Below are 23,285 nucleotides of genomic sequence, written 5' to 3' on the forward strand. Positions count from 1 at the left end.
TCCAAAAGAGAGAAAGTACTTTGACAAAAATGGAAGTTTAAAACAAACGGTTCAATATTATTATTAAGAAAAGGATTGTAAATTAAATAGTACAAGCAGTATTGGGTTTTATTTTTCTCTTTAATTCAATCTTTTTTTTACTGTTTGATTTTTAATGTTTTATGCTTTTAAAAAAATAGTTCAACATCCTCTTTACGTTTTTTTAATATCAAAATAAGTTACATTTTCTAGCCAATCAGGCTGTTTTTTATTTAAATTTAGGTCACCCACTAACAAATTGACCTACGAAAATGAAAAAAACAGCCTGTTTTTTAGGAACCTTGCTTTTGCTGGTTTCCTGTTCTGTTGAAGATTACTCTGATACTGATTCTTCTGCACAATTACTTCTTAAAAAACAGGTCATCACCCATTCTGAAGGAAAAAACACAATTCACTATACTTATGACGGAAATAAGATTGTAAGTGTCATTGATGATTCCGGAGAATTAAATCTTTTTTACACCTATTCAGGAAATCAAATTACACAAATTGATTTTAAAAGGCCGGACGGGACAATTGAGCAGGTAAATACCTTTACGTATACCAGCGATGGAAAACTGGCAGTGTTTTTAAAAACAGAGTCTGAAATACTAAACGGAGTTATGCTAAAAACAGGATATAAAGAGGTGTACACTTATAAAACAAACGGAACAATTTTGGTAAAGTCTTATCGTGGAAACGGAAGTAATCAGGATCAGGCAGCAGGCACTTCTGTGATAACATTTACAGACGGTGAAGTAAGCGAAATAAACAGTACCAGCTTACCGGATCATAAATATGTTTATGATACAAAAAACAGTTTTACCGGAAACATACTGGGAATGGATAAAATTGCTTTTGCAGATAATGAAGGGAACGGAGTTTTTCGTAATGAAATTTCAGATGTTGTAAATGGATTGCCCGCCGCTGCCCATACCTATGTTTACAATAGTGCCGGATATCCTGAAAAAAGTGTTGACAGGGAATACGGAGAAACTTCTTCTTCGGAATATTTCTATTAGACTTATATAAAACGGCAGATTGGGCTCATCCAGTTACAATTCTCCTGAGATGGAAGACCATTTTGCGGTTTCTCCATGAAACAAAACTAAATTTCCGTCATCTTGTAACTCTAAAGTACATTCATCCAGATAATTAAAATTACTGCTTCTCCAAAGGGTAGAAGAAGAAGCAGAAAGTCTGCTGATTTTACTTTTAATCACTAAATTTCCGTATTCGAGCAAAGCACTTGTCGATCGTTGTGATGCTGTACCGGTTTTCCAGATAGTGTTTTTATTCTTTACATCGATAACAGATAATATTCCCTTACTGAATTCAAGCCTATAAAATCCGTTTGGCGATATAACCGGACGGGTAAAAGGAATCAAATCAATTCGTTCGTTTGAATATATGATTGATTTTGAAGGATACGGATACCATCTGCTTATAGATTCCATGTCGGTTATGGATAATTCTTTGGCTTCGGCTGCACCAATTCCGTTTGTGGTAAGTGCAGGATCCACAAAATAATGCATGATTGATAAAGGATCATATTGACTGTAATTCGTCTGGTTTACACTATATTTAAAAAGTACATATTCATCCACCTCTTCTTTTGACCATCCCATAAGTTCACTGTAGTATTTATAAACCTTTGGAAGATCCCAGGCTATATTGGAAACAGGACTCGATTGTTCGTGCACCAGACCCAGGGCGTGGCCAAATTCGTGTAGTACTTCTCTCTTTGTAGTGGATGCATTTCCCAGAGAAGTCCATCCAAAATTTATAGAAGGTTCGTTTTGATAGTTTACTGTATAAGTAGTTGAACTTTTTCCTAATACAGACCAGCTGCTGCCATCATTATTCCATCTGAAACTAATCCGGATATCGGCATATTCGCTAACAGGGACATACTCAAATTTGAGATTAGCATATAAAGTCCATTCCCGGGCACATTCTTTCACTCTTTCCTGAAGAGAAGTTTCCCCATTTAAAAATTTAATTTTGATAGTCTGACCCGTTTTCCACCGTGGCCAGTTTATGATAGCGGCACTTGTTTTTGAAACCTGACTGCTGCGAGTGCCAGCCCGGTCAAAAGTACACATATGAATGTCTTTAAAAAGGTCAGTTTCTGTTTGGGCCAGCTCTTTTATTTGAGCATACGCAGATAAAGTGAATATAAGACAGGTAATTAGAAAGCTTGTTTCTCTCATAAATTATTTTAAAACCGGATTCTGAGGGTAAATTAGCAAATAAAAGATTTTCTTTTTCAGCCGGGCATCAATTATGGCTTATGTTGTAATAAATATGACTTTTAATGTGAATATGATTTGATGTTAGTATTTCTTTCCTAATAATTCAAGAACAGAAAACCTTTTTTAACAAAGCAGGAAAAGGACTAAGTATTTCTACCTGATTTTAATGGTTTTGCTAAAATTTCTTAGAAAAAACAGAATCCGATTATCTTGTTGTTTGTTAGTGTATTAGCAGCAAGTGCAGTTGTTTGATGCGGATTTATGGTATTTTTAGGGCTAAATGACCTCAAGATAACGGTTAGGTTTTGATTTTAGGTTGTGTTACGTTTGCGGTACTTACAAATGTAACCCGAGACAAAATGAAAAAAATCGTATTCCTTTTAGGAGTTTTAACTCTGATAATTGCTTCTTGTTCATCAAATGATGATTCAGGAAAAAATGAAACAGCAATTTTACCAAAGACAGTAGTTTATAAGTATCCGGATTATCCAGATGATAACGATGAAGCTGTAATGATATATGAGGGAAATAAAATAGTGAGCGCAAGTTATTCCGAAAAGGATAAAGAAGTTTATACGTATACAGGTGATTTTATAACGAAAGTTGAAGATTTTGCAGAGGATGGAAATATAAGTTCCGTAAATGAATTTACTTATGAAAATGGAAAAGTAAAAACATCACTGCTGGCAGAAACTGGAAATGATATTACCTATATCAGTAAAATTGTCTATACACATAATGCAGATGGAACAATATCATTTTTAAAATACTCTGTTGATCCTGAAACAAAAGAAGAAGAGAAAAAATCAGAAGGAGTTTTAACATATGCTGGCGGAAATCTTATGAAGAAAACGGAAGTATATACCGGATCCAGTTATGTTGAGACTTATGAATACGATAATAAAAACAATCCGTTTAAGAATATATTAGGTTACAATTTACTCATTGGATTTACTAAATCAGGTATTAACAATGCTACAAAATGGACTGTCGTGTATGATAATGGTCAAAGCACAACAACGAGTGTTTACAATTGTATTTATGAATATGATTCTAACGACTATCCAACTAAGCAGACCCAGTCTGAATCTGATGGTTCAGGGGCAGGAGAAATTACAGAATACCTATATTAATTTTTGTTTTTTTTATTTTAATAAAACCCAAATACGGCTGTATTTGGGTTTTTTAATTGATGATAATTAACGAAATTTGTGTTCAAATACAATCTCATGCAATTCAGAACACAGATCCCAATTTCAAAAAGTAATTCGTCAATCGATTATCATTCGAAAATACTTTCTATTGGTTCCTGTTTTGCAGAAAACATGGCTTCTAAATTTGATTATTTTAAATTCCAAAACGAAACCAATCCGTTTGGGATTATTTTTAATCCAGTTTCTATCGAGAAATTATTCGAAAGAGTTTGTAAAGAAGTATGGTTTGAAGAAAAAGACGTTTTCTTTCATAATGAACGCTGGCATTCTTTTGAAGTACATTCTGATTTAAGTAATGCCGACCGACAAGAATTACTGGAAACATTGAACAAAGCTATTTCAGAAACACGCAAACAACTAAAAGAAGCAACGCATCTCATTATTACTTTTGGAACTTCCTGGATTTATAAAATTTTAGAGAAAGATGAAGTAGTGGCTAATTGCCATAAAGTACCACAGAAACAATTTTCAAAAGAATTGTTATCGGTAGAAATAATCCAGAAAAACATTCAAAACACAATTGATTTAATTCAGACAATAAATCCGAAAATCAATTTCATTTTTACGATTTCCCCTGTAAGACATATTAAAGACGGTTTTGTAGAAAATCAGTTAAGTAAATCACATTTATTTTCAGCTTTGCATTCGGTTCTCAAAACTGACCACTTAAAACTGACCACCGAATACTTTCCTTCATACGAAATCATGATGGATGAGCTCCGCGATTATCGTTTTTACAACGAAGATATGCTGCATCCCAATCAAATCGCGATCGACTATATCTGGAAGCTTTTCAGCGAAAATTATATTTCACAGGAAAGTACATCAACAATGCAGGAAGTAGATGAAATCCAGAAAAGCCTTCGTCACAGAAGTTTCAATCCCGAATCAGATCAACATCAAAAATTCTTAGCAAAACTCCAACAGAAAATAAATCAGCTGGGAGAAAAATTACCGCATATTAAATTTTAATAGCAGTGACTGGTTAAAACCAACAGTTTAGAAATTAGCTGACTTTTTTTGCCACAGATTATAAAGATTTCAAGGATTTTTTTAAATAATCCAGCTTTATTTTAATTTGTGTTAATTTGTGTAATCTGTGGCAAAAAAACAACTCAAAACTTCGCGACTTCGCGCCTTTGTGGCAAAAACAACAATAAAATTTTAGAATAATTGCTCGGAATTATGTAAATTGTTAAGGTTTAAATTTTACATTTTTGTAAGATGTCTAACCCTGCTTTTTTCAGAAGCAATTTTAATCGAACCGATTTTATTGACGTATGAATAAGAAACCCGCTTATTTTATTAAAAAAATACTTCGTATCCTGATGTGGTGCGTGGTTTCTGTAGTGGCACTTTTATTACTTGTTATTATTTTAATTCAGGTTCCGTCGGTTCAGAATTTCGTTAAAAATAAAGCGGTTACGTATCTTCAGGATAAAATAAAAACCAAAGTTTCCTTAGATTATATTTCCATAAAATTCCCAAAAGATGTAGTGCTGGAAGGTTTCTATTTTGAAGACCAAAAGAAAGATACTTTGCTGGCAGGTAAACGATTAGAAGTTGATGTTGATCTTTTTAAACTCGTTAGCAGTGAACTCGAAATCAATTCCGTTTCCCTTGAAAATGTAAAAGCCAATATTGCAAGAAATAAAGAAGGCGTTTTCAATTTCGATTACATTATCAAAGCATTCGAATCCAAAGAACCGAAAGTAGAAGATCCAAATGCGAAACCTTTTAAAATTTCGGTTGTCAAAGTAAACCTCGATCAGGTTAAATTCAATTTTAAAGATGATTTTGCTAAAAATGATATACGCGTAAACCTGACGCATTTTGATACCAAATTCCGGAAATTCGATTTGGATCAAATGGATTTTAATATTCTAACGATTAATCTAAACGGATTAAAAGTAGTTTTAGATCAGGATGTGGTAGAGAAAATTGCAGAAGTTTCGGTTAAAACGGTTGATACCATTTCGAAACAGCCGGATTTCAAACTGGCATTAAATAAAATTTCATTGTCTAAGATTGATATTTTATACGATAATAAAGATTCAAAACTAAATTCCGGCATTCGTTTAGGAAACTTAAATTTAGCCGTAAATGAAATCGATCTAAACAAACAGCTTTTAGATTTCGATACTTTCGAAGTAAAAGATCTTAGCGGAAACCTGCGATTAGGAGCCAAAGACAAACAAATCAAAACGCCGGATTTAGATACAACTGCCATAAAACAAACCGGCTGGAAAGCAAAATTAAACAAAGTCAATATTGAAAATGTTGCCTTCAAGTTTGACGATATGCAGTCAAAACCTGTTGCAAAAGGTTTAGATTATAGTCATTTGAATTTGAGTAAATTTAACTTCGAAGCAGAGAAATTGTATTACGGAAACGATACGATTTCGGGAAATATAAATAAGCTTACGGTTAATGAAAAAAGTGGTTTGCAGATTCAGTCCTTAAAAACCAATTTCTTCTACGGACCAAAAAATGCTTCTCTGGAAAACTTGTATTTGAAGACACCACAAACACTTGTTCAGGATAAAATTAAAGCAGAATACAAATCGCTTGATGCATTACAGAAAGATTTAGGAAATCTGGCTATTGATGCCAATCTGAAAGAATCTAAAATCGGTTTCAAAGATATTTTGCTATTTGTTCCTACACTTCAAAATACCAATCCGTTTAAGAGCAATCCAAATGCAATTTTGTATGTGGACAGCCGTGTGAGTGGAAAAGTTAAAGATCTGAATATTTCTAAATTCGAAATGAGCGGAATTGGAACTACAAAAGTTTCCCTTTCGGGGAAAATCACTGGATTGCCAGATGCTGAAAAAGCGTATTACGATTTGAATATTAAAAAAATGTCGAGCACCGCAAAAGACATTAATATGTTTGTGCCGGCAGGAACAATTCCTAAGAATATTCAGCTTCCGTCGCAGCTGAGTTTACAAGGAAAATTTAAAGGTTCTGTTCAGAATTTTAAAACGAATCTAGCTTTAAACAGCAGTTTCGGAAATGCAAAAGTGGATGCTTTATTTGATCAGCGTATTAAAAAAAGAGAAAAATACGATGCAACAGTTTCCTTAAATGAGTTTGATTTAGGGAGATTAATAAAAAACGATTCGATTGGAAAAATTACGCTTAACGCGAAAGTAAAAGGAAACGGTTTAGATCCAAAAACAGCAAATGCTGTCGTTGACGGAATTGTCAAAAAAGCTGTTTTTAACCGATATACCTATAAAGATTTAACGCTGAAAGGAAACATCGAAAACGGTTCTTTTGCTGTAAAATCAGGAATGGAAGATCCAAATCTGAATTTTAATTTAACGGCTTCTGGTGATACAAAAGACAAATATCCAACCGTAAAACTGAAATTAAATCTCGATATAGCCGATTTAGAAAAACTAAATCTTCATGCCGGCCCAATGAAACTCCGCGGAAATGTAGATGCTGATATTGCCAACAGTAATCCCGATTTCTTGAACGGAAAAGTGTTTCTGTCGAATATTCAGATTTTACAGGACAAAGAACCCATTGTTTTAGATTCTATCCGCGTTTTTGCGTTTGTAGATAAAGACAGTAATTCGATTAAAATTTCGTCCCAGTTTCTAAAAGCAGAAGTAACTGGAAAATACAAATTGACGACTTTGGCGAATTCAGTTCAGAAATCATTGTCTAAATATATTAACCTTCAAAATCCTAAAGTCAACGCTGAATCAGATGAACAAAGACTGGCCTTTACTTTGAAAGTGGATAATGATCCGGTGCTTTTGAAATTATTACCAAAATTAACGAGTTTAGAACCTTTTAGTATAAACGGAAAATACAACAGCCAGGCCGATTCATTAGAAGTAAAAGGAACAATTCCACGAATTGTGTATGGAGGAAATACCATTTCGGACGGAAAAATAAATATCGAAACCAAAGAAAATGCTTTAGAATATTTGGTTTCTGTAGCCTCTGTTGAAAGCGGTTCGCTTAAAATTCCGTTTACGAGTTTGTCAGGAAAAGTAGAAAATAATGAACTGACGTACGCGTTGGAAGTAAAAGACGCCAAAGAAAAACAGCAGTATTTTATCGCCGGAAACCTGAATCATGAAGACTCCAAAAACATCTTTAAAATCGATGCAGACAGTTTTGTTTTAAATTACGATAAGTGGACAGTTGATCCGGAAAACGCAATTGAATTTGGGGATAACCGACTTTATATCAATAAATTTTTCCTGAGCAATTCTGGAAACGAATTAAAAATCCAATCGCAGGGAACTCAAAATAATGCACCACTTGAGGTTGATTTTGTGAATTTCAAAATCGAAACCATTATGAACATGGTCAAAAAAGACGAACTGTTAATGCAGGGATTAATTAACGGAAATGCTTTGGTCGAAAATGTCATGACCAAACCCACTTTTACATCTGATTTAAAAATAGATGATTTTACTTTTAAAGGAGAAAAAGTCGGAGATTTAGAAATAAAAGTAGACAATAAAACCGAAGATACACTTGCCGCAAATATCGTTTTAAGTGATGAAGGAAATGATGTAAAACTGACGGGAGAATATAAAATCGAAGAAGGTACTTTTGATTTGGATATGGCAATTAATAAGCTGTACATCAAAAGCATTCAAGGATTCAGCATGGGTAATATTACCGAAGGAAAAGGTTTTCTATCAGGAAATTTTAAAGTGACGGGAAGTACTTCTGCACCAAAAGTGAATGGAGAATTGAATTTTAATGATGCCGGTTTCAGAGTAACACAGCTGAATTCCTATTTTAAAACCGGACAAGAAAAAATCACTTTCAACGAGGGCGTAATTTCGTTTGATAAGTTTTCTCTTTTAGATGAAAATGACAATGAATTGTTTGTGAATGGAACCGTTCAATCGGCTGATTTTACAAAGTATAATTTTAACCTTTTGGTTGAAGCCAATGATTTTAGAGCCATAAATTCTAAAGCCGCCGACAATGATTTGTTTTATGGTGATTTATTTTTGGACACTAAATTAAATATCAAAGGAAGTTTAGAAAGTCCGGTTGTCGATGGTACAATCAAAATAAACAAGGAAACCAAGTTTACAGTGGTTATGCCGCAGTCGGATCCGTCCATTGCAGATCGTGAAGGAATAGTGGAGTTTGTTGATGAAGATAATTTGTATCTGAAACAAACAGTTGAAATGCAGACTAAATTGGATCAGTCGGAACTAAAAGGAATGAACGTGAATGTTGCCATTACGATTGACAAAGAAGCTGAATTGACTTTGCTGATTGATAAATCAAACGGTGATTATCTGAACTTAAAAGGAGAAGCAGAATTAGTCGGTGGAATTGATCAGTCCGGAAAAACAACTTTGACTGGGAAATATGAGTTCTCGGATGGAGCTTATCAAATGAATTTTAACGGAATCAAAAGAAAATTCGATATTCAGGAAGGAAGTTATATTACCTGGAATGGCGAGCCAACGATGGCGAACATAAATATTACAGCTATTTATAAAGTAGATGCAGCTCCTATTGATTTACTTGGAAATCAATTAGCAGGAATGGAACAGTCTATTCAGAATACTTATAAACAAAAACTTCCTTTTCAGACTTTGTTGAAAATGAATGGAGAATTGATGAAGCCTGAAATCTCCTTTGGAATTGTATTACCGGAAGGAAATTATAATGTTTCAACAGATGTAGTTACGACAACACAAGCTAAATTAAAACAACTGGAACAAGATCCAGCCGAATTGAACAAACAGGTTTTTGCGCTTTTATTACTAAACCGTTTTGTGGGCGAAAATCCGTTTGCGAGTCAAAGTGGAGGAATTAGTGCCGAAACGATGGCAAGACAAAGTGTGAGTAAAATACTTTCGCAGCAATTGAATAATCTGGCAGGAGAATTAATTACAGGTTTTGAAGTCAATTTTGATTTAGAATCCTCTGAAGATTACACTTCCGGAACGATGCAAAACAGAACAGATTTGAATGTGGAAGTTTCTAAAAAACTGCTGGATGACCGATTGAAAGTAACTGTTGGAAGCAGTTTTGGAGTTGAAGGTGCAGAGCGCGCCAACGAAGAAAGTACCAATATCGCTGGAGATGTTGCTTTAGATTATCAATTGACAAAAGATGGTAGATATATTGTTCGTGCCTACAGAAAAAATCAATATCAGGTAGCAGTAGAAGGACAGGTGGTAGAAACAGGTGTTGCTTTTATTATCACGATGAGTTACAATAAATTCAGAGAACTTTTCCATCGAACTGAAAAAGAAAAAGAATTGATTCGGGAAGAAAAGCTCCGAAAAGAAAAAGAAAAGCAGAAAAAAAAGGAGGATAAAGAGAAGGAGCAATTGCAGGAAAATCAAATTGAAGGAAATGAACAAAAAACATAATCATATAAAAAATCATCTGGTAAAGTATTTTGTACTGATATCCTTGTTTTTTGTTTTTGGATGCAGTAATACAAAATATCTTCCAGAAGGCGATTTGCTGTACACAGGCGGTTCGGTAAAAGTGAAAGATTCTATTGTGAAAAAGAAAGATAGAAAAGCCTTGGAAACGGAACTTGAAGGACTTCTTCGCCCAAAACCAAACAAAACGTTTTTAGGATTACGTCCCAAATTATGGTTTTATAATATTGCCGGCGAACCTAAAAAGCAAAAAGGTTTTCGATATTGGTTACGAACTAAAGTGGGAGAAGAGCCAGTGCTTTTTAGTAAAGTCGATTTAGATTATAATGCTTCCGTTCTGCGAAATTTTACCGAAAACCGAGGTTACTTTAAAACCCGTGTCAGTGCTGATTCTACCGTAAGGAATAAAAGAGTTACGGCAGAATATACCGTTGTTCCCAAAAAACAATACATTATTAAAAGTGTGACTTTTCCCGATGATTCTTTAAAAATGTCCAAAATAATCGCCAGATCAAGCCGACGCAGTTTATTGAAAGTAGGGAAACCGTATGATTTAGATGTTATAAAAGCAGAAAGAGAACGTATTGATGCCAGATTGAAAGAAAAAGGATATTATTATTTCAGTCCCGATTATCTTCTGGCGAAAGTAGACAGCAGTAAAGGCGATCATGAAGTAAAAATCAGATTGGTTATTAAAGAAGAAACGCCTGCAAAAGCCTTAAGAGCTTATACCATGAATAACATTTTTGTGTATCCGAATTATTCTCTGGCCAACGATAGTATGGTTTACAGGAAAAAGAATATAACGCAGTATAAAGATTTTACGATTATTGATACGGCAGAAACTTTTAAACCACGAGTTTACGACAGAACAATTTATTTCAAAAAAGGCGATTTGTACAACCGAACCGATCATAATCTGACTTTGAATCGTTTCGTCAATCTGGGAACTTTCAGCTTTGTTAAAAACGAATTTAAGCCTTCAGACAGTATTGAAAATGCTTTAGATTCCTATTATTATCTAACGCTTTTACCTAAAAAATTTATTCGTGTTGAGGTTTTAGGTAAAACTAATTCGGCAAGTTATACGGGTACAGAAGTAAATTTAAACTGGAACAATAGAAATTTCCTTCACGGAGCAGAATTGTTTACTGCCTCTGTTTTTGGAGGGGCCGATTTTCAATTAGGCGGAGTCAATAAAGGAAAGAACATTTATAAACTTGGGGGAGAAGTCAGTTTGACCTGGCCGAGATTTATTACACCTTTTAATATTGAAGGCAACAGCGAATATGTGCCCAGAACAAAAGCAGCGATTCGTTATGAATATCAAAAACGAACGCAATTATATGCACTGAATTCTTTCAATACTTCCTTTGGTTATTTGTGGAAAGAGAATATTCGAAAAGAGAATCAATTGAATGTAATTGATGTGACGTATGTCAGTCCAAATCATGTTACAGCGGAATATTTAGAAGATATTCAGCAAGATCCGGCCTTAGGAAAGGTAATCGAAAAACAGTTAATTTTTGGACCGACATACAATTATACCTATACCAATACGATGCAGAAACGCCGAAAAAACACTATCTATTTTAATGGCGAATTAGATTTGGCGGGAAATATTACAGGTTTGGTAACTGGTGCCGATTATCCGGATAAGGTAAAAACAATATTTGATGTTCCGTTTAGTCAATATGTAAAAATCAAAACCGATTTCAGGCATTATTTAAAATTGGGAAAAGAAAGCGAACTCGCCAGTAGATTAATTGTTGGGGCAGGATTTGCTTACGGAAATTCGAATACAATGCCGGCATCAAAACAGTTTGTAGTAGGAGGAACAAACAGTATTCGTGCTTTTAGAGCCAGAACACTTGGGCCGGGAAGTTATGTGATTCCGGAAACCACTACCAATATTAATTATACCCCAGACCAGTCAGCCGATTTGAAATTGGAATTTAATACCGAATACAGAGCGAAACTTTTTAGTATTGTAAGAGGTGCAGTGTTTTTGGACGCTGGTAATATCTGGCTTTTACATGCCGATCCCAATAAACCCGGAGCCGAAATCTCAAAAGATTTTATGAAAGAAATTGCTGTGGGGGCAGGAGCAGGTTTACGTTTTGATTTGTCGTTCCTAATCCTAAGAACAGATTTAGCTATTCCATTAAGAAATCCAGCTCTTCCGGACGGACAAAGATGGGTTATTGACGACATAAATTTTGGAAGCAGTTCCTGGAGAAAAGATAACCTCATTTTGAATATCGCTATTGGTTATCCGTTCTAATTTTTTTTAGCCACGACCCGAGCGATAGCGAACTGGCGAAGCAATTCACGAATTAATATAATCTATATGGATGCTTATAATTGAATTAAACGAATTTTGATTTGTGAAATTGAGAAAATAATAGACAAAGAGATTAGCGAAAATTCGTGAATTCATGGCAGAAAAAAAGAAAAAATAAAGTAAATTGGTCTAAAATATTTTAGAGGAATGCAAAACTTAATCAAAAGAATTATAGGTGTTGGTGTTATCGTTTTACTTATTGTATTGGCTTTTAAATACTGCCAGTTTAAAAAAGAGGACGATTCGGATATTCAATACAATACCAATTTAATTCAACAGCAGATTCTTAATGTTGGAAAATTGGTTGTCACCGAAGGACATTTTTCGGAAGTGATCACCTATAAAAATCAGCAGAAATATTTCTTAGACATGATTTCTTTTGAAAAAAAAGCATTGGTTGTAGTCAATGCCAACGTAACGGTTGCTTACGATCTGCATCAAATGAAATATGATGTTGATGAGAAAAATAAAACCATTACGATTCTAAACATTCCAAAAGAAGAAATTACGATTAATCCGGATATTCAGTTTTATGATGTGGAACAAAGCAAACTAAATCCGTTTACAGGTGATGATTACAATAAAATCAACAAATCGGTAAAGGCTAATTTAGCCAAGAAAATCGAAAAATCAACCCTAAAAACAAACGCCCAAAACAGACTAATAAGCGAATTGTCTAAAATTTTGATTATGACTAATTCGATGGGTTGGAAACTGCAATATAACGGAAAAACTATTGAATCTGAGACGGAATTGAGTCAGGATTTAAAATTGTAATTTTTTGAGGTTCAAAGAGGCAAAGGAACATAGTAGCAAAGGTTTTTTGCCACAGATTAAAGGATTAAAATGATTTTTTGAATTGCCTCCTGCTTTAGCTGGAGGGGCGTCATAAGAAATTTAGAAAAGGCTTTAGCCAAATGTCATTATTTGGCTAAAGCCTTTTTTAATGGATTTTTGTTTTCCTCCAGCTAAAGCAGGAGGCAATTCAAAATAACTTAGCGCCTTAGTGCCTTTGTGGCAAATTATCAAAAATCAAATCCAGTCCGCCGGAAATTAAATGCGCAATTTCAGGACGTTTTACTTTCAATTGATCTAAATGGACTAACACTTCCTGTAAAAGCTGTTTCTCTTCAGAATCTTTTAAAAGTTCTGTAATTTCAACAGACAAAAGCCAATCGTTTGAATGATTGTTTTTAAGCTTTTCAAAAACAGCTTTCAATTCTGTTTTAGAAGATTTATTATTTCTGATTTCACGAACAGCTGCATATAAATGCTCTAATTCATTGCGTTCATCAGTATGTTTTGCTTTGATGGTTTTGGTTGACGGAACAATATTGATTAGATCAAAACTATTCACATCGGCAGGACCAGAGAAAGCAGAAATGACTTTTTTACCAATTGCCATATCATAATTACCCCAATCAGGCTCAAACAAAACAGTTTCACCATGAGTAACCGTACAGTTTTTAAAGCTAATTAAAATGATTTCTCCGTGAAGATTTCGGGAACCCGTAATAATTTCACCTTCCACAATAATATTGCCTTCAAATTCCAGTGTAATCTTTTCGCCTTCAACAATGCTGTAAGCCTGTAAATCCTTCGGACTCATATCTTCAATAGCAAGATTAAAGCCTTTTAATTTTCCAATCGGACTTCCAAATCCGTGTGGATGTGTTAGAGTTCCGTGTCCAACTAATTCTTTTTCACGGTAAGCCAAAGCTGTTTTTCCAGTAGTTTGGATATAAACCGGTTTTCCTTCTTCTTCAATAACATTAGTAAAAACGCCTGAAATTTGTAAACCAGTACTCAATTCAATAGTTCCCAAAGCATTCGATTGAATCAGTTTTTTAATTCCTGAAAGACCTCCGGTGCGTAAAGCCATTTTATTAGCAAACTCTTCCAGAATCAAACTTAAATGAGAAAAAGTAGGTGTTACATAAAGCTGTGGCTGTAACTGTGTAATATCAAAATTCTGATTGGCTGCCGAAATATCATAAGGGATTTTCTTTACATTATCGGTCATGCAGTGCGCACTTTCACCAATAGAAGAAAGCAATCCAGCACCATATATTTTTGGATTTTCGACTGTTCCAATTAAACCGTATTCCACTGTCCACCAATGCAGGTTTCGAATCTGAGCCATTTCAGACAATTCGCCCATATCATTTTGTAAATCGGCAACTGCTTTTTCAGCTTCGTCGATTTTTTCCTGAGGCGTATCTTCGGCTTCTTTTAAAATAGAAAGCAGACGAATCGCTTCATACATTTGATAATCTTTATGAGAAGAAATCGCTTTACAGCCAATTTCGCCAAAACGTCTTAAATATTCGGCATATTCAGGATTAGCAATAATAGGAGCGTGGCCGGCACCTTCATGAATAATATCCGGAGCAGGGGTATATTCTATATGTTCCAATTGTCGAATATCTGAAGCAATTACCAAAACATTATAAGCCTGGAATTCCATAAAAGCATTTGGCGGAATAAATCCGTCAACGGCAACGGCTGCCCAGCCAATTTCGCTTAGAATTCGGTTCATGCCGTACATACTCGGAATAGAATCTATTTCGATTCCGGTTTTACGCAAACCTTCCAAATAAGAATGATGCGCTACTTTTGAAAGATAATCAACATTTTTGCGCATCACATATCGCCAAACCGCCTGATTGATAGGACTGTAATCACTATAATCCTGAGGTTTGATAAATTGCTGTAAATGTTTAGGCAGTCTTTCTAATAACGGATTGGTTTCAATATTTGGATTCATTTCGAAAACGTTGTAGATTAGAATGTAAAATTACGAATTTAGACTGCTAATTTTTACATTTTATCACAATATTTTTATTTGAAAATGCCTTTTATTGCGTTTTCGTTGGTTTTTAGTGAAATAAAGGATTGATGTTTTTAGCAGTCGTTATTTTCGAAACTCACTCTTTCCAGTGTTTGTTCATAGTTTTCAATGTCTTTTTTAGTCATTGAAACTTCTTTTAAATCAACTTTTAACTGCTTTTTAGTATCGGGACTAATCCACAAACCAGAGAAAGTATTTCCAGTTTTCTTTAAAATTAAAACACCGCTGAAACCATGTTCCACCATAATAAATTCATTTTCAGCTTTTCTGTTCTGTGTAATGTCCAGATGAAGCCATTTGTTTGATTTATAACGGTATATTGCAACATAACTTAAATCAGCTGTACATTGGTTTTCTGATGCTTTAATATAAAAAGTAACCGGAGTTTTTCCATCAACCGTTCCTTTATATAAATTGGAAAACGGTGCTTGTGATTGTGCTGATAATTGATTTATAAATGCAAAACAGATGATAACAAATAAAATTGCTTTTTTCATAACTAAAAATATAGATTTGGGGTTAATTCATTTAGCCAAATATAAAGTTCTGATTGTTATTGAAAGAATTTTCTAAGATTTTTTCGCAGAATTTCTCATTTCATTTTCAGCATTTCTGAAATACTCAATCTTATGGCTGAACATAAAAGCCATGTTTGTAGCTCTCATTTTGGCTTCTTCGGTAATTGGCCCTGCAAACTGCGAATCGATTGTAGTATTAAAGAGGGCAATCCAGCGTTCAAAATGCGTTTTATCTACAGGTAATTGTTTGTGCGGTGGAAAAGGCGTTCCGGAATAGGCCCGGACATCAAACAGAATGGTCTGCCAGAAACCATACATTTTTTGCAGGTGCGGTTCCCAGCGATCCTGCAGTTTGTCATTGAAAATAGGGCCTATAAGGTCATCTTTTCTAACATTAGCATAAAAGCTGTTCACCATTTGTTTAATATCTTCTATAGTTGAAATATCTTTAAGAGTCTCCATGATTTGTAAAAAATAAATGAATGGCAAAATTACAACATAACTCCCTGTTTGATCCATGATATTTGTCATTTAACAGCCCGGTATTTTCAGGAAAAATGACGCAGTAACGCTATGCAATATTCTTTATGACAGTATTTTGCATATTATGAAATTGTAAAGTAAGATTTTTAGTGTTTTTATTTTTGTTAATGTTTTGATATTTAGTTATTTGTGTTTTTGTTAGATAGGTTTTTGTTAAGGCAATTTTTACAAATGATGTGTATTTGTAAAGGTTTAAATATATCGATTTCGTTGTGAAAAATATAATTTTGAGATATTTTAATAAAAATAATCACAATAAAATGAGAAAAAATTAACTATCTAAAAACCACAAAAATCAAAAAAAAATGCACAAAACTACTCAAAAACCTACCAATCGGGTAAAACGTATAATGATGCAGTGCATCATTGTAACACTTTTATTAAGTATTAAAGTAAATGCTCAGACGGTTACGCCTTTTATAACATCAGGCGATCAGACAAGATTATTACAGCAGCAGGGAACGGTAAGTTTCGGAACCAATTCGGGAACCAATCCTTCCACTGTTACAGTTAATACAGGAACTACCTATCAGACTATGGACGGTTTTGGTTATACCCTTACCGAAGGAAGTGCTGAAGTAATAAGCGGAATGGCAGCCACACAGCAGAATCAGTTGTTAAATGATTTGTATAATCCAACAACGGGATTAAATGCCAGCGTAATTCGTATTAGTATTGCTGCTTCAGATTTAAGCAGTTCTTCCTATAGTTATAACGAAACTTCCGGAGATACGAATATGAATAACTTTAGTCTGAACGGGCCGGACTTAACGTATTTAATTCCGATTATTAAAAAGATCCAGCTTATTAATCCCAACATCAAAATATTAGCGACACCATGGTCGGCACCCCGCTGGATGAAAACCAATGGTTCCTGGATTGGAGGAAGTCTACAGACACAATACTACGCCGCTTACGCCCGATATTTTGTAAAATACCTTCAGGCAATGCAGGCACAGGGAATTCCTATTTGGGCTATTACACCGCAGAATGAGCCTGAAAATCCGCATAATGAACCAAGTATGCTGATGAATTCAACAGAGCAGAAGAATTTCATTAATCAGCAGCTTGGACCTCAATTAGCAGCGGCAGGTTATGGAAACGTCAAAATTATTGCCTTTGACCATAACTGTGATAATACAGCGTATCCGATAGATGTTTTAAATAACAGCAGTTACGTTGACGGAGCGGCATTTCATTTGTATTTAGGAAATATTTCAGCAATGTCAACCGTAAAAACACAAACCAATAAAAACGTTTATTTTACAGAGCAATATACAGGTTCCGGCGGAAGTTTTAGCGGGGATTTTGGCTGGCACATGCAGAATGTTGTGATTGGAAGTACCAATAACTGGTCAAAAACGGTTCTGGAGTGGAATGCCGCCAATAATTCCAGTTTTGGTCCCCGTACTCCGGGAGGATGCAGTACCTGTTTAGGAGCAATTACGGTTAACAACAGTACAAGTTATACTAAAAATGTAGCATATTATATTATTGGACAGATTTCTAAATATGTAAAACCAGGCGCTGTAAGAATTGGTTCTTCAAGTACCAGCGGCAGTATTTTGTCAGCAGCCTTTAGAAACCCTGATGGTTCTGTTGCATTGGTATTATACAATACATCAGGATCATCTAACACGATTAAAGTAGTTTCAGGATCTTCGGCGTTTAATTATGCCGTTCCGGGATCATCAGCAGTTACCTTTACCTGGGCGGCAGGCAGTACGGTTCCTGTAACAGGTGTAAGTGTAAGTCCGGGTTCGGCCACTATTACCGCAGGACAGACACAGCAGTTAACAGCGGCAGTTTCACCAGGAAACGCCACTAATACAGCGGTAAACTGGAGTTCAAGCAATACTTCTGTTGCTACTGTCAATTCAAACGGACTGGTTGCTGCGGTTTCGGCGGGAACGGCTACAATTACAGCTACAACTGTTGACGGAGCAAAAACAGCGACAAGTACGATCACAGTAAACGGAGGAACAACCGGATTTCCGGGGTATTACAATATTATTTCAAGAAACAGTAATAAAGGACTGGATGTAGCAGACAATGCCACTACAAGCGGAAGCAGAATTCAACAGTATGATGTAACCAATGGGGGAGGAAGCAACCAGCGATGGAAATTTGTTTCTGCAGGAAGTGGTAATTATTACATTATTGTAAAATCTACAAGTATGTATCTGGCAGTTGAAAATAACGGGACAGCAAATGGACTGAAAGTACAGCAAAAAACTTTTTCATCTTCTAATGAATTCAAATGGACTGTGAATAATCTTGGCGGTGGATATTATAGTATTATCAACGTGAACAGCGGCAAAGCTCTTGATGTGGAAAATGTATCGACAGCCAATGGAGCCAATATTCAGGTATGGGATTATACTGGCGGTTTAAATCAGCAATGGCAGTTTGTACAGGTAGAATCTACAGCCAAAAAAGCACTGGCTGTAAATCCTGAAGAAGATGAAAGCACAGCCGATATGGCGGTTTTTATAGATGAAGCAAGCGATCATTTAAAAATTGAAACCACCCATGAAGGTAGTGCCGATGTGCAAATCTTTAATATTAGCGGACAAAGTGTAATCAGGCAGAATGTAAATTTTGTAAAAGGAAACCTTTCTGAAATTGAAGTTTCCAGACTGCCAAAAGGAGTTTACATTGTGAGGGTAAACGACAGTACAGGATCTTATTCTAAAAAAGTACTAAAGCAATAACGGCAAATCTGGAATTCAATTAGTAATTTTATATTTGATGTTAGAAGGCTGTCTGAATTTTAGGCAGCCTTCTGTTTTTTCTTATCCAATTAACTGGGTAAACAAATCCTGATTGTCATTTAAATATTGAAATTCAAAGCCGTATTGTGTCATTTTCAGCTTAATAGGCATAATGTCTTTTTTGTTTTTTAATTCCAGTCCCACGACTACAGAGCCTTTTTCGCGGCTGTTTTTCTTGGCAAACTGAAAATAAGTAATATCGTCATCTGGTCCTAAAATGTGGTTTACAAATTCCTTTAAAGCTCCGGGACGCTGCGGGAACTGAATCATGAAATAGTGCATTAAACCTTCATATAGCAGGGAACGCTCTTTTATTTCGGCAGTTCTTTCGATGTCGTTGTTACTTCCGCTGACGATGCAGACTACATTTTTACCTTTAATTTTATCCTTATAAAAATCCAAAGCGGCAATAGTTAAAGCACCTGCGGGTTCTACGACCATCGCTTCTTCATTATATAATCTTAAAATGGTTGTGCAGACTTTTCCTTCAGGAACCAGAATAATATCTTCCAGATTATAACGGCAGATTTCAAAAGTTTTATCACCTACTTGTTTTACAGCTGCACCGTCCACAAATTTGTCGATTGTTTTTAATGGCGTGTTTTTGTTTTCTTCAATTGAAGTTTTCATCGAAGGAGCGCCTTTTGGCTCAACACCGATTATTTTAGTATTTGGACTCAAATGTCTGAAAACTTCTGATAAACCAGAAGCCAGTCCGCCGCCGCCAATTGGGACAAAAACATAATCGATAGGTTCTTTAAAATTTTCGAGAATTTCTAATCCAACCGTTCCCTGTCCGGCGATTACTTTTTCATCATCAAAAGGATGGATAAAAGTTTTATGGTTTTTGATGGCATCTGCGGTGGCCGAAGCGTAAGCATCATCAAAAGTATCTCCGGTCAAAACAATTTCTACAAATGATTTTCCAAACAACTGCACCTGTTTTACCTTTTGTTTGGGTGTTGTTTTGGGCATATAGATTTTGCCGTTTATTTTAAGAAGGTGACAGGAATAAGCAACTCCCTGTGCATGATTACCGGCACTGGCGCAGACAATTCCGTTGCTTTTTTCTTTTTCGTTTAACGAAGAAATCTTATTATAAGCCCCTCTGATTTTGTACGACCGCACAATTTGTAAATCTTCTCTTTTTAATAAAATAGTCGATTTAAATTCATCTGAAAGATTCAAATTTTGGGTAAGAGGAGTAGCAGCAACCACATTTTCAAGCTGCTTTTTAGCATTAAGTACTTCGTTAAATAAACTCATGATGTTTTGTTTTTTTTGCCACGAATTACACGAATTACCACTAATTTTAATTATTTTAAAGAAAAAATAATTCATGGAAATTTGTGTAATTCGTGGCGACTTTTAAATTGTTTTTAAAATAAAAAACCTCCCGATGCGGGAGGTTTTACAAATTATATTTTACAAACTTATATAACACCTCGCCATTACTGCTGAATTGCAATAATGCTGATAATAGCGATAATAATGTTGTTAAAGTTGTTCATTTTCTTAGCTGATTGAACCGCAAATGTATTAATTATTTATTGAAGTTTTCAAAAATCATTTTAAGTTTTATAAAAAAACGGATTCCGATAATTATCGGGAGTGACTGAAAACTATTTTTTAACTGGCGGATATTGAGCTAAAATTTTGCCTACAAATTCAGCTATTCTCTGGTCTTTTTTATCAATGTTTCGGGTTAGGGTTCCGATTCCTTCACCCTGCCAGATCATTTCTTTCTTTTTTGCATCAATAAAATCAATGTATAAAGTTCCTTCAGTAGATGTTGAAACCGTCGTCTGGTTTCCTCCATACATCATCCATGGGTTCCAGCCCCAGCCCCAGCCATAACCCCAGCCGGCACTAAACTGGTTGACATCAACCTGTTCTCTTGATTTGGTGAAAATATTAATAAGTAAGTCAGGATTATCACTTTTGGTAAATCCTTTAGCCTGCATCTGGTCGTCTATGGCACGAAGGATTCTCCTTTTATCTAAATCCGATATTTCGACCTTATCAATTCCCGGCTTAAAGTAAGCGTATGTTTTATAAGGCGCAAAATCAACATTTTTGTCATAATCAGAATAAACTGTAACACTACTGCAGGAAGTCAGTATCAGGAGCAAAAAGACAGGAATTAATTTGAACGTTTTCATATTTTGAAGAATTAAATGTTTTCATTTTAATTAAAGTAAACTTTCGTCAACCAGGTTGGGTAAAGTAACTTTTAGTAAAGGCTCAGCATCCATTGCTCTTTTTATGGCAAAAACAGCACCTTCGTTTCGGGCCCAGCTTCGTCTCGAAATTCCGTTGTTAACATCCCAAAAAAGCATTGATGTTAAACGTTTTGAAGCCTCGTTAGAACCATCAAGAACCATACCAAATCCGCCGTTTATAACCTCTCCCCAGCCCACGCCGCCGCCGTTATGAATGGATACCCAGGTCGCTCCTCTAAAGCTGTCGCCAATCACGTTATGAATCGCCATATCGGCCGTAAAACGGGAACCGTCATAAATGTTTGAAGTCTCTCTGTAAGGGGAATCAGTTCCGGAAACATCATGATGATCACGTCCTAAAACCACAGCGCCAATTTCGCCTTTTGCAATAGCCTGATTAAAGGCTTCTGCAATTTTTATTCTTCCTTCGGCATCGGCATAAAGAATTCTTGCTTGCGAACCCACAACCAGTTTATTTTCCTGTGCTCCTTTGATCCATTTGATATTATCCTGCATTTGCTGCTGAATTTCGTCTGGAGCGGTTTCAGCCATTTTCTCTAAAATCTGGCAGGCAATGGCATCTGTTTTTAATAAATCTTCAGGCTTTCCGGAAGTACAAACCCAGCGGAAAGGACCAAATCCGTAGTCAAAACACATTGGTCCCATGATATCCTGAACATAACTAGGATATTTAAAGTCAATATTGTTTTGAGCCATGACATCTGCTCCGGCACGTGAAGCTTCTAATAAAAAAGCATTTCCGTAATCAAAAAAATAAGTTCCTTTTGCGGTGTGTTTGTTAATGGCAGCTGCATGACGACGCAGCGTTTCCTGAACTTTTTCTTTGAATAATTCCGGATTTTCAGCCATCATTTTATTGGCATCTTCAAACGAAATCCCAACCGGATAATAACCTCCCGCCCACGGATTATGAAGCGAAGTCTGATCTGAACCTAAATCAATTTTGATATTTTCCTGATCAAAACGTTCCCAAACCTCAACTACATTTCCTAAATAGGCTATGGAAACCGTTTCTTTATTCGCTTTCGCTAAAGCTATTCTGACAACCAGTTCGTCTGTAGATGTAACAACTTCATTAATCCATCCCTGCTCGTGACGGATTTTAGTGATTTTGGGATTTACTTCGGCGCAGACCGTAATACAGCCTGCAATATTTCCGGCTTTTGGCTGAGCGCCAGACATTCCGCCAAGCCCGGAAGTTACGAATAAACTTCCTTCAGGATTTTGCTTTATTTTTCTAAAACCGTTTAGAACTGTAATGGTAGTTCCGTGTACAATTCCCTGCGGACCAATGTACATATAACTTCCCGCTGTCATTTGCCCGTATTGCGAAACTCCAAGCGCATTCATTTTTTCCCAATCATCCGGTTTGGAGTAATTAGGGATTACCATTCCGTTTGTTACCACAACTCTCGGCGCTTCTTTATGCGAAGGAAATAATCCCATTGGGTGACCGGAATACATCGTTAATGTCTGCTCATCTGTCATTTCAGACAAGTATTGCATCGTCAATAAATATTGTGCCCAGTTTTGGAAAACAGCTCCGTTTCCTCCATACGTAATCAATTCATGTGGATGCTGTGCTACGGCATAATCCAAGTTGTTCTGAATCATGTGCATAATCGCTTTTGCCTGCAGCGATTTCCCCGGATATTCGTCAATTGGACGAGCATACATTTTATAATCAGGACGAAGACGATACATATAAATACGGCCGTAAGTTTCTAATTCTTCTGAAAACTCAGGAATTAATTCGGCGTGATGTTTTGGATCGAAATAACGTAAAGCATTTTTAAGCGCCAGCTTTCTTTCTTCTGCCGAAAGAATTTCTTTTCTTTTCGGAGCATGATTAATGGCCGGATCGTATGCCGTCTTTGGAGGTAATATAGAAGGAATTCCTTGTTGTATTTGTTCTTTAAAAGTCATTTTTTTAAGATTCTTAGGTGCTGAGGATCTAAGATGCTAAGATATTGCGGTTAGATTAACAACAGATTAATTTTTTGTTTTTTAATTATGCCGCCCCGCCGGGGCTTATGTATTGTGAACGAATAAACGATTTCTATAAATATTTCGCCTTTCCAAGGCTTAAAAACTCTGGAAGAGTTTAATATTTATAGAAAAACAATG

The 23,285-nt window shown here is 35.5% G+C and carries 14 protein-coding genes; 7 read left to right on the forward strand and 7 right to left on the reverse strand.

What is annotated here, in order from left to right:
• Positions 1 to 290 precede the first annotated feature (290 nt).
• Positions 291 to 1,040: a hypothetical protein gene (locus ACODST_RS14970; protein WP_488932920.1), complete on the forward strand. Its 750-nt coding sequence runs from the start codon at positions 291 to 293 to the stop codon at positions 1,038 to 1,040.
• Between the two features lie 33 nt (positions 1,041 to 1,073).
• Here ACODST_RS14970 and ACODST_RS14975 read toward each other — a convergent pair whose 3' ends face one another.
• Positions 1,074 to 2,231 (reverse strand): matrixin family metalloprotease, encoded by a 1,158-nt coding sequence (locus ACODST_RS14975; protein WP_488932921.1) that lies wholly within the window; start codon positions 2,229 to 2,231, stop codon positions 1,074 to 1,076.
• A 401-nt stretch (positions 2,232 to 2,632) separates the two neighbouring features.
• Between ACODST_RS14975 and ACODST_RS14980 the strand changes: the two genes are divergently transcribed.
• From ACODST_RS14980 to ACODST_RS15000, 5 genes are all read left to right on the forward strand, one after another.
• Positions 2,633 to 3,406 (forward strand): hypothetical protein, encoded by a 774-nt coding sequence (locus tag ACODST_RS14980; RefSeq protein WP_488932922.1) that lies wholly within the window; start codon positions 2,633 to 2,635, stop codon positions 3,404 to 3,406.
• Between the two features lie 96 nt (positions 3,407 to 3,502).
• Entirely contained in the window at positions 3,503 to 4,459 is a 957-nt protein-coding gene (locus ACODST_RS14985) for a GSCFA domain-containing protein (RefSeq protein ID WP_488932923.1), read from the forward strand.
• A 308-nt stretch (positions 4,460 to 4,767) separates the two neighbouring features.
• On the forward strand, positions 4,768 to 9,867 hold the full coding sequence (locus ACODST_RS14990) for a translocation/assembly module TamB domain-containing protein (RefSeq protein WP_488932924.1): 5,100 nt from the start codon (positions 4,768 to 4,770) through the stop codon (positions 9,865 to 9,867).
• Positions 9,851 to 12,169: a translocation and assembly module lipoprotein TamL gene (tamL, locus tag ACODST_RS14995; protein ID WP_488932925.1), complete on the forward strand. Its 2,319-nt coding sequence runs from the start codon at positions 9,851 to 9,853 to the stop codon at positions 12,167 to 12,169. Before ACODST_RS14990 ends, tamL begins: the two co-directional genes overlap by 17 nt.
• A 207-nt stretch (positions 12,170 to 12,376) precedes the next feature.
• Positions 12,377 to 13,006, forward strand: a complete 630-nt coding sequence (locus tag ACODST_RS15000) for a DUF4230 domain-containing protein (RefSeq protein ID WP_488932926.1) — start codon at positions 12,377 to 12,379, stop codon at positions 13,004 to 13,006.
• Positions 13,007 to 13,232: 226 nt separating this feature from the next.
• Here the strand turns inward: ACODST_RS15000 and ACODST_RS15005 are convergent, their stop codons facing one another.
• The 3 genes from ACODST_RS15005 to ACODST_RS15015 form a co-directional block, all read right to left on the reverse strand.
• Complete coding sequence (locus tag ACODST_RS15005) at positions 13,233 to 14,996, reverse strand: aromatic amino acid hydroxylase (RefSeq protein WP_488932927.1); 1,764 nt, start codon at positions 14,994 to 14,996, stop codon at positions 13,233 to 13,235.
• Positions 14,997 to 15,133: 137 nt separating this feature from the next.
• Positions 15,134 to 15,577: a hypothetical protein gene (locus ACODST_RS15010; protein ID WP_488932928.1), complete on the reverse strand. Its 444-nt coding sequence runs from the start codon at positions 15,575 to 15,577 to the stop codon at positions 15,134 to 15,136.
• A 72-nt stretch (positions 15,578 to 15,649) separates the two neighbouring features.
• Positions 15,650 to 16,060, reverse strand: a complete 411-nt coding sequence (locus tag ACODST_RS15015; RefSeq protein ID WP_488933010.1) for a group III truncated hemoglobin — start codon at positions 16,058 to 16,060, stop codon at positions 15,650 to 15,652.
• Between the two features lie 386 nt (positions 16,061 to 16,446).
• Here ACODST_RS15015 and ACODST_RS15020 point away from each other — a divergent pair, with 386 nt between their 5' ends.
• On the forward strand, positions 16,447 to 18,855 hold the full coding sequence (locus ACODST_RS15020; protein WP_488932929.1) for an RICIN domain-containing protein: 2,409 nt from the start codon (positions 16,447 to 16,449) through the stop codon (positions 18,853 to 18,855).
• Positions 18,856 to 18,936: 81 nt separating this feature from the next.
• On the opposite strand, the gene ilvA is transcribed toward ACODST_RS15020, so the two are convergent.
• The 3 genes from ilvA to hutU all read right to left on the reverse strand — a co-directional run bounded on the left by ilvA (position 18,937) and on the right by hutU (position 23,084).
• Entirely contained in the window at positions 18,937 to 20,181 is a 1,245-nt protein-coding gene (ilvA, locus tag ACODST_RS15025) for a threonine ammonia-lyase IlvA (RefSeq protein WP_488932930.1), read from the reverse strand.
• Positions 20,182 to 20,537: 356 nt separating this feature from the next.
• Positions 20,538 to 21,077, reverse strand: a complete 540-nt coding sequence (locus tag ACODST_RS15030; protein ID WP_488932931.1) for a DUF4136 domain-containing protein — start codon at positions 21,075 to 21,077, stop codon at positions 20,538 to 20,540.
• A 30-nt stretch (positions 21,078 to 21,107) separates the two neighbouring features.
• Positions 21,108 to 23,084, reverse strand: coding sequence for a urocanate hydratase (gene hutU / locus ACODST_RS15035; RefSeq protein ID WP_488932932.1), 1,977 nt, complete (start codon positions 23,082 to 23,084; stop codon positions 21,108 to 21,110).
• Between the last annotated feature and the right edge of the window lie 201 nt (positions 23,085 to 23,285).

It is taken from the genome of Flavobacterium sp. FG19 (assembly GCF_057809475.1).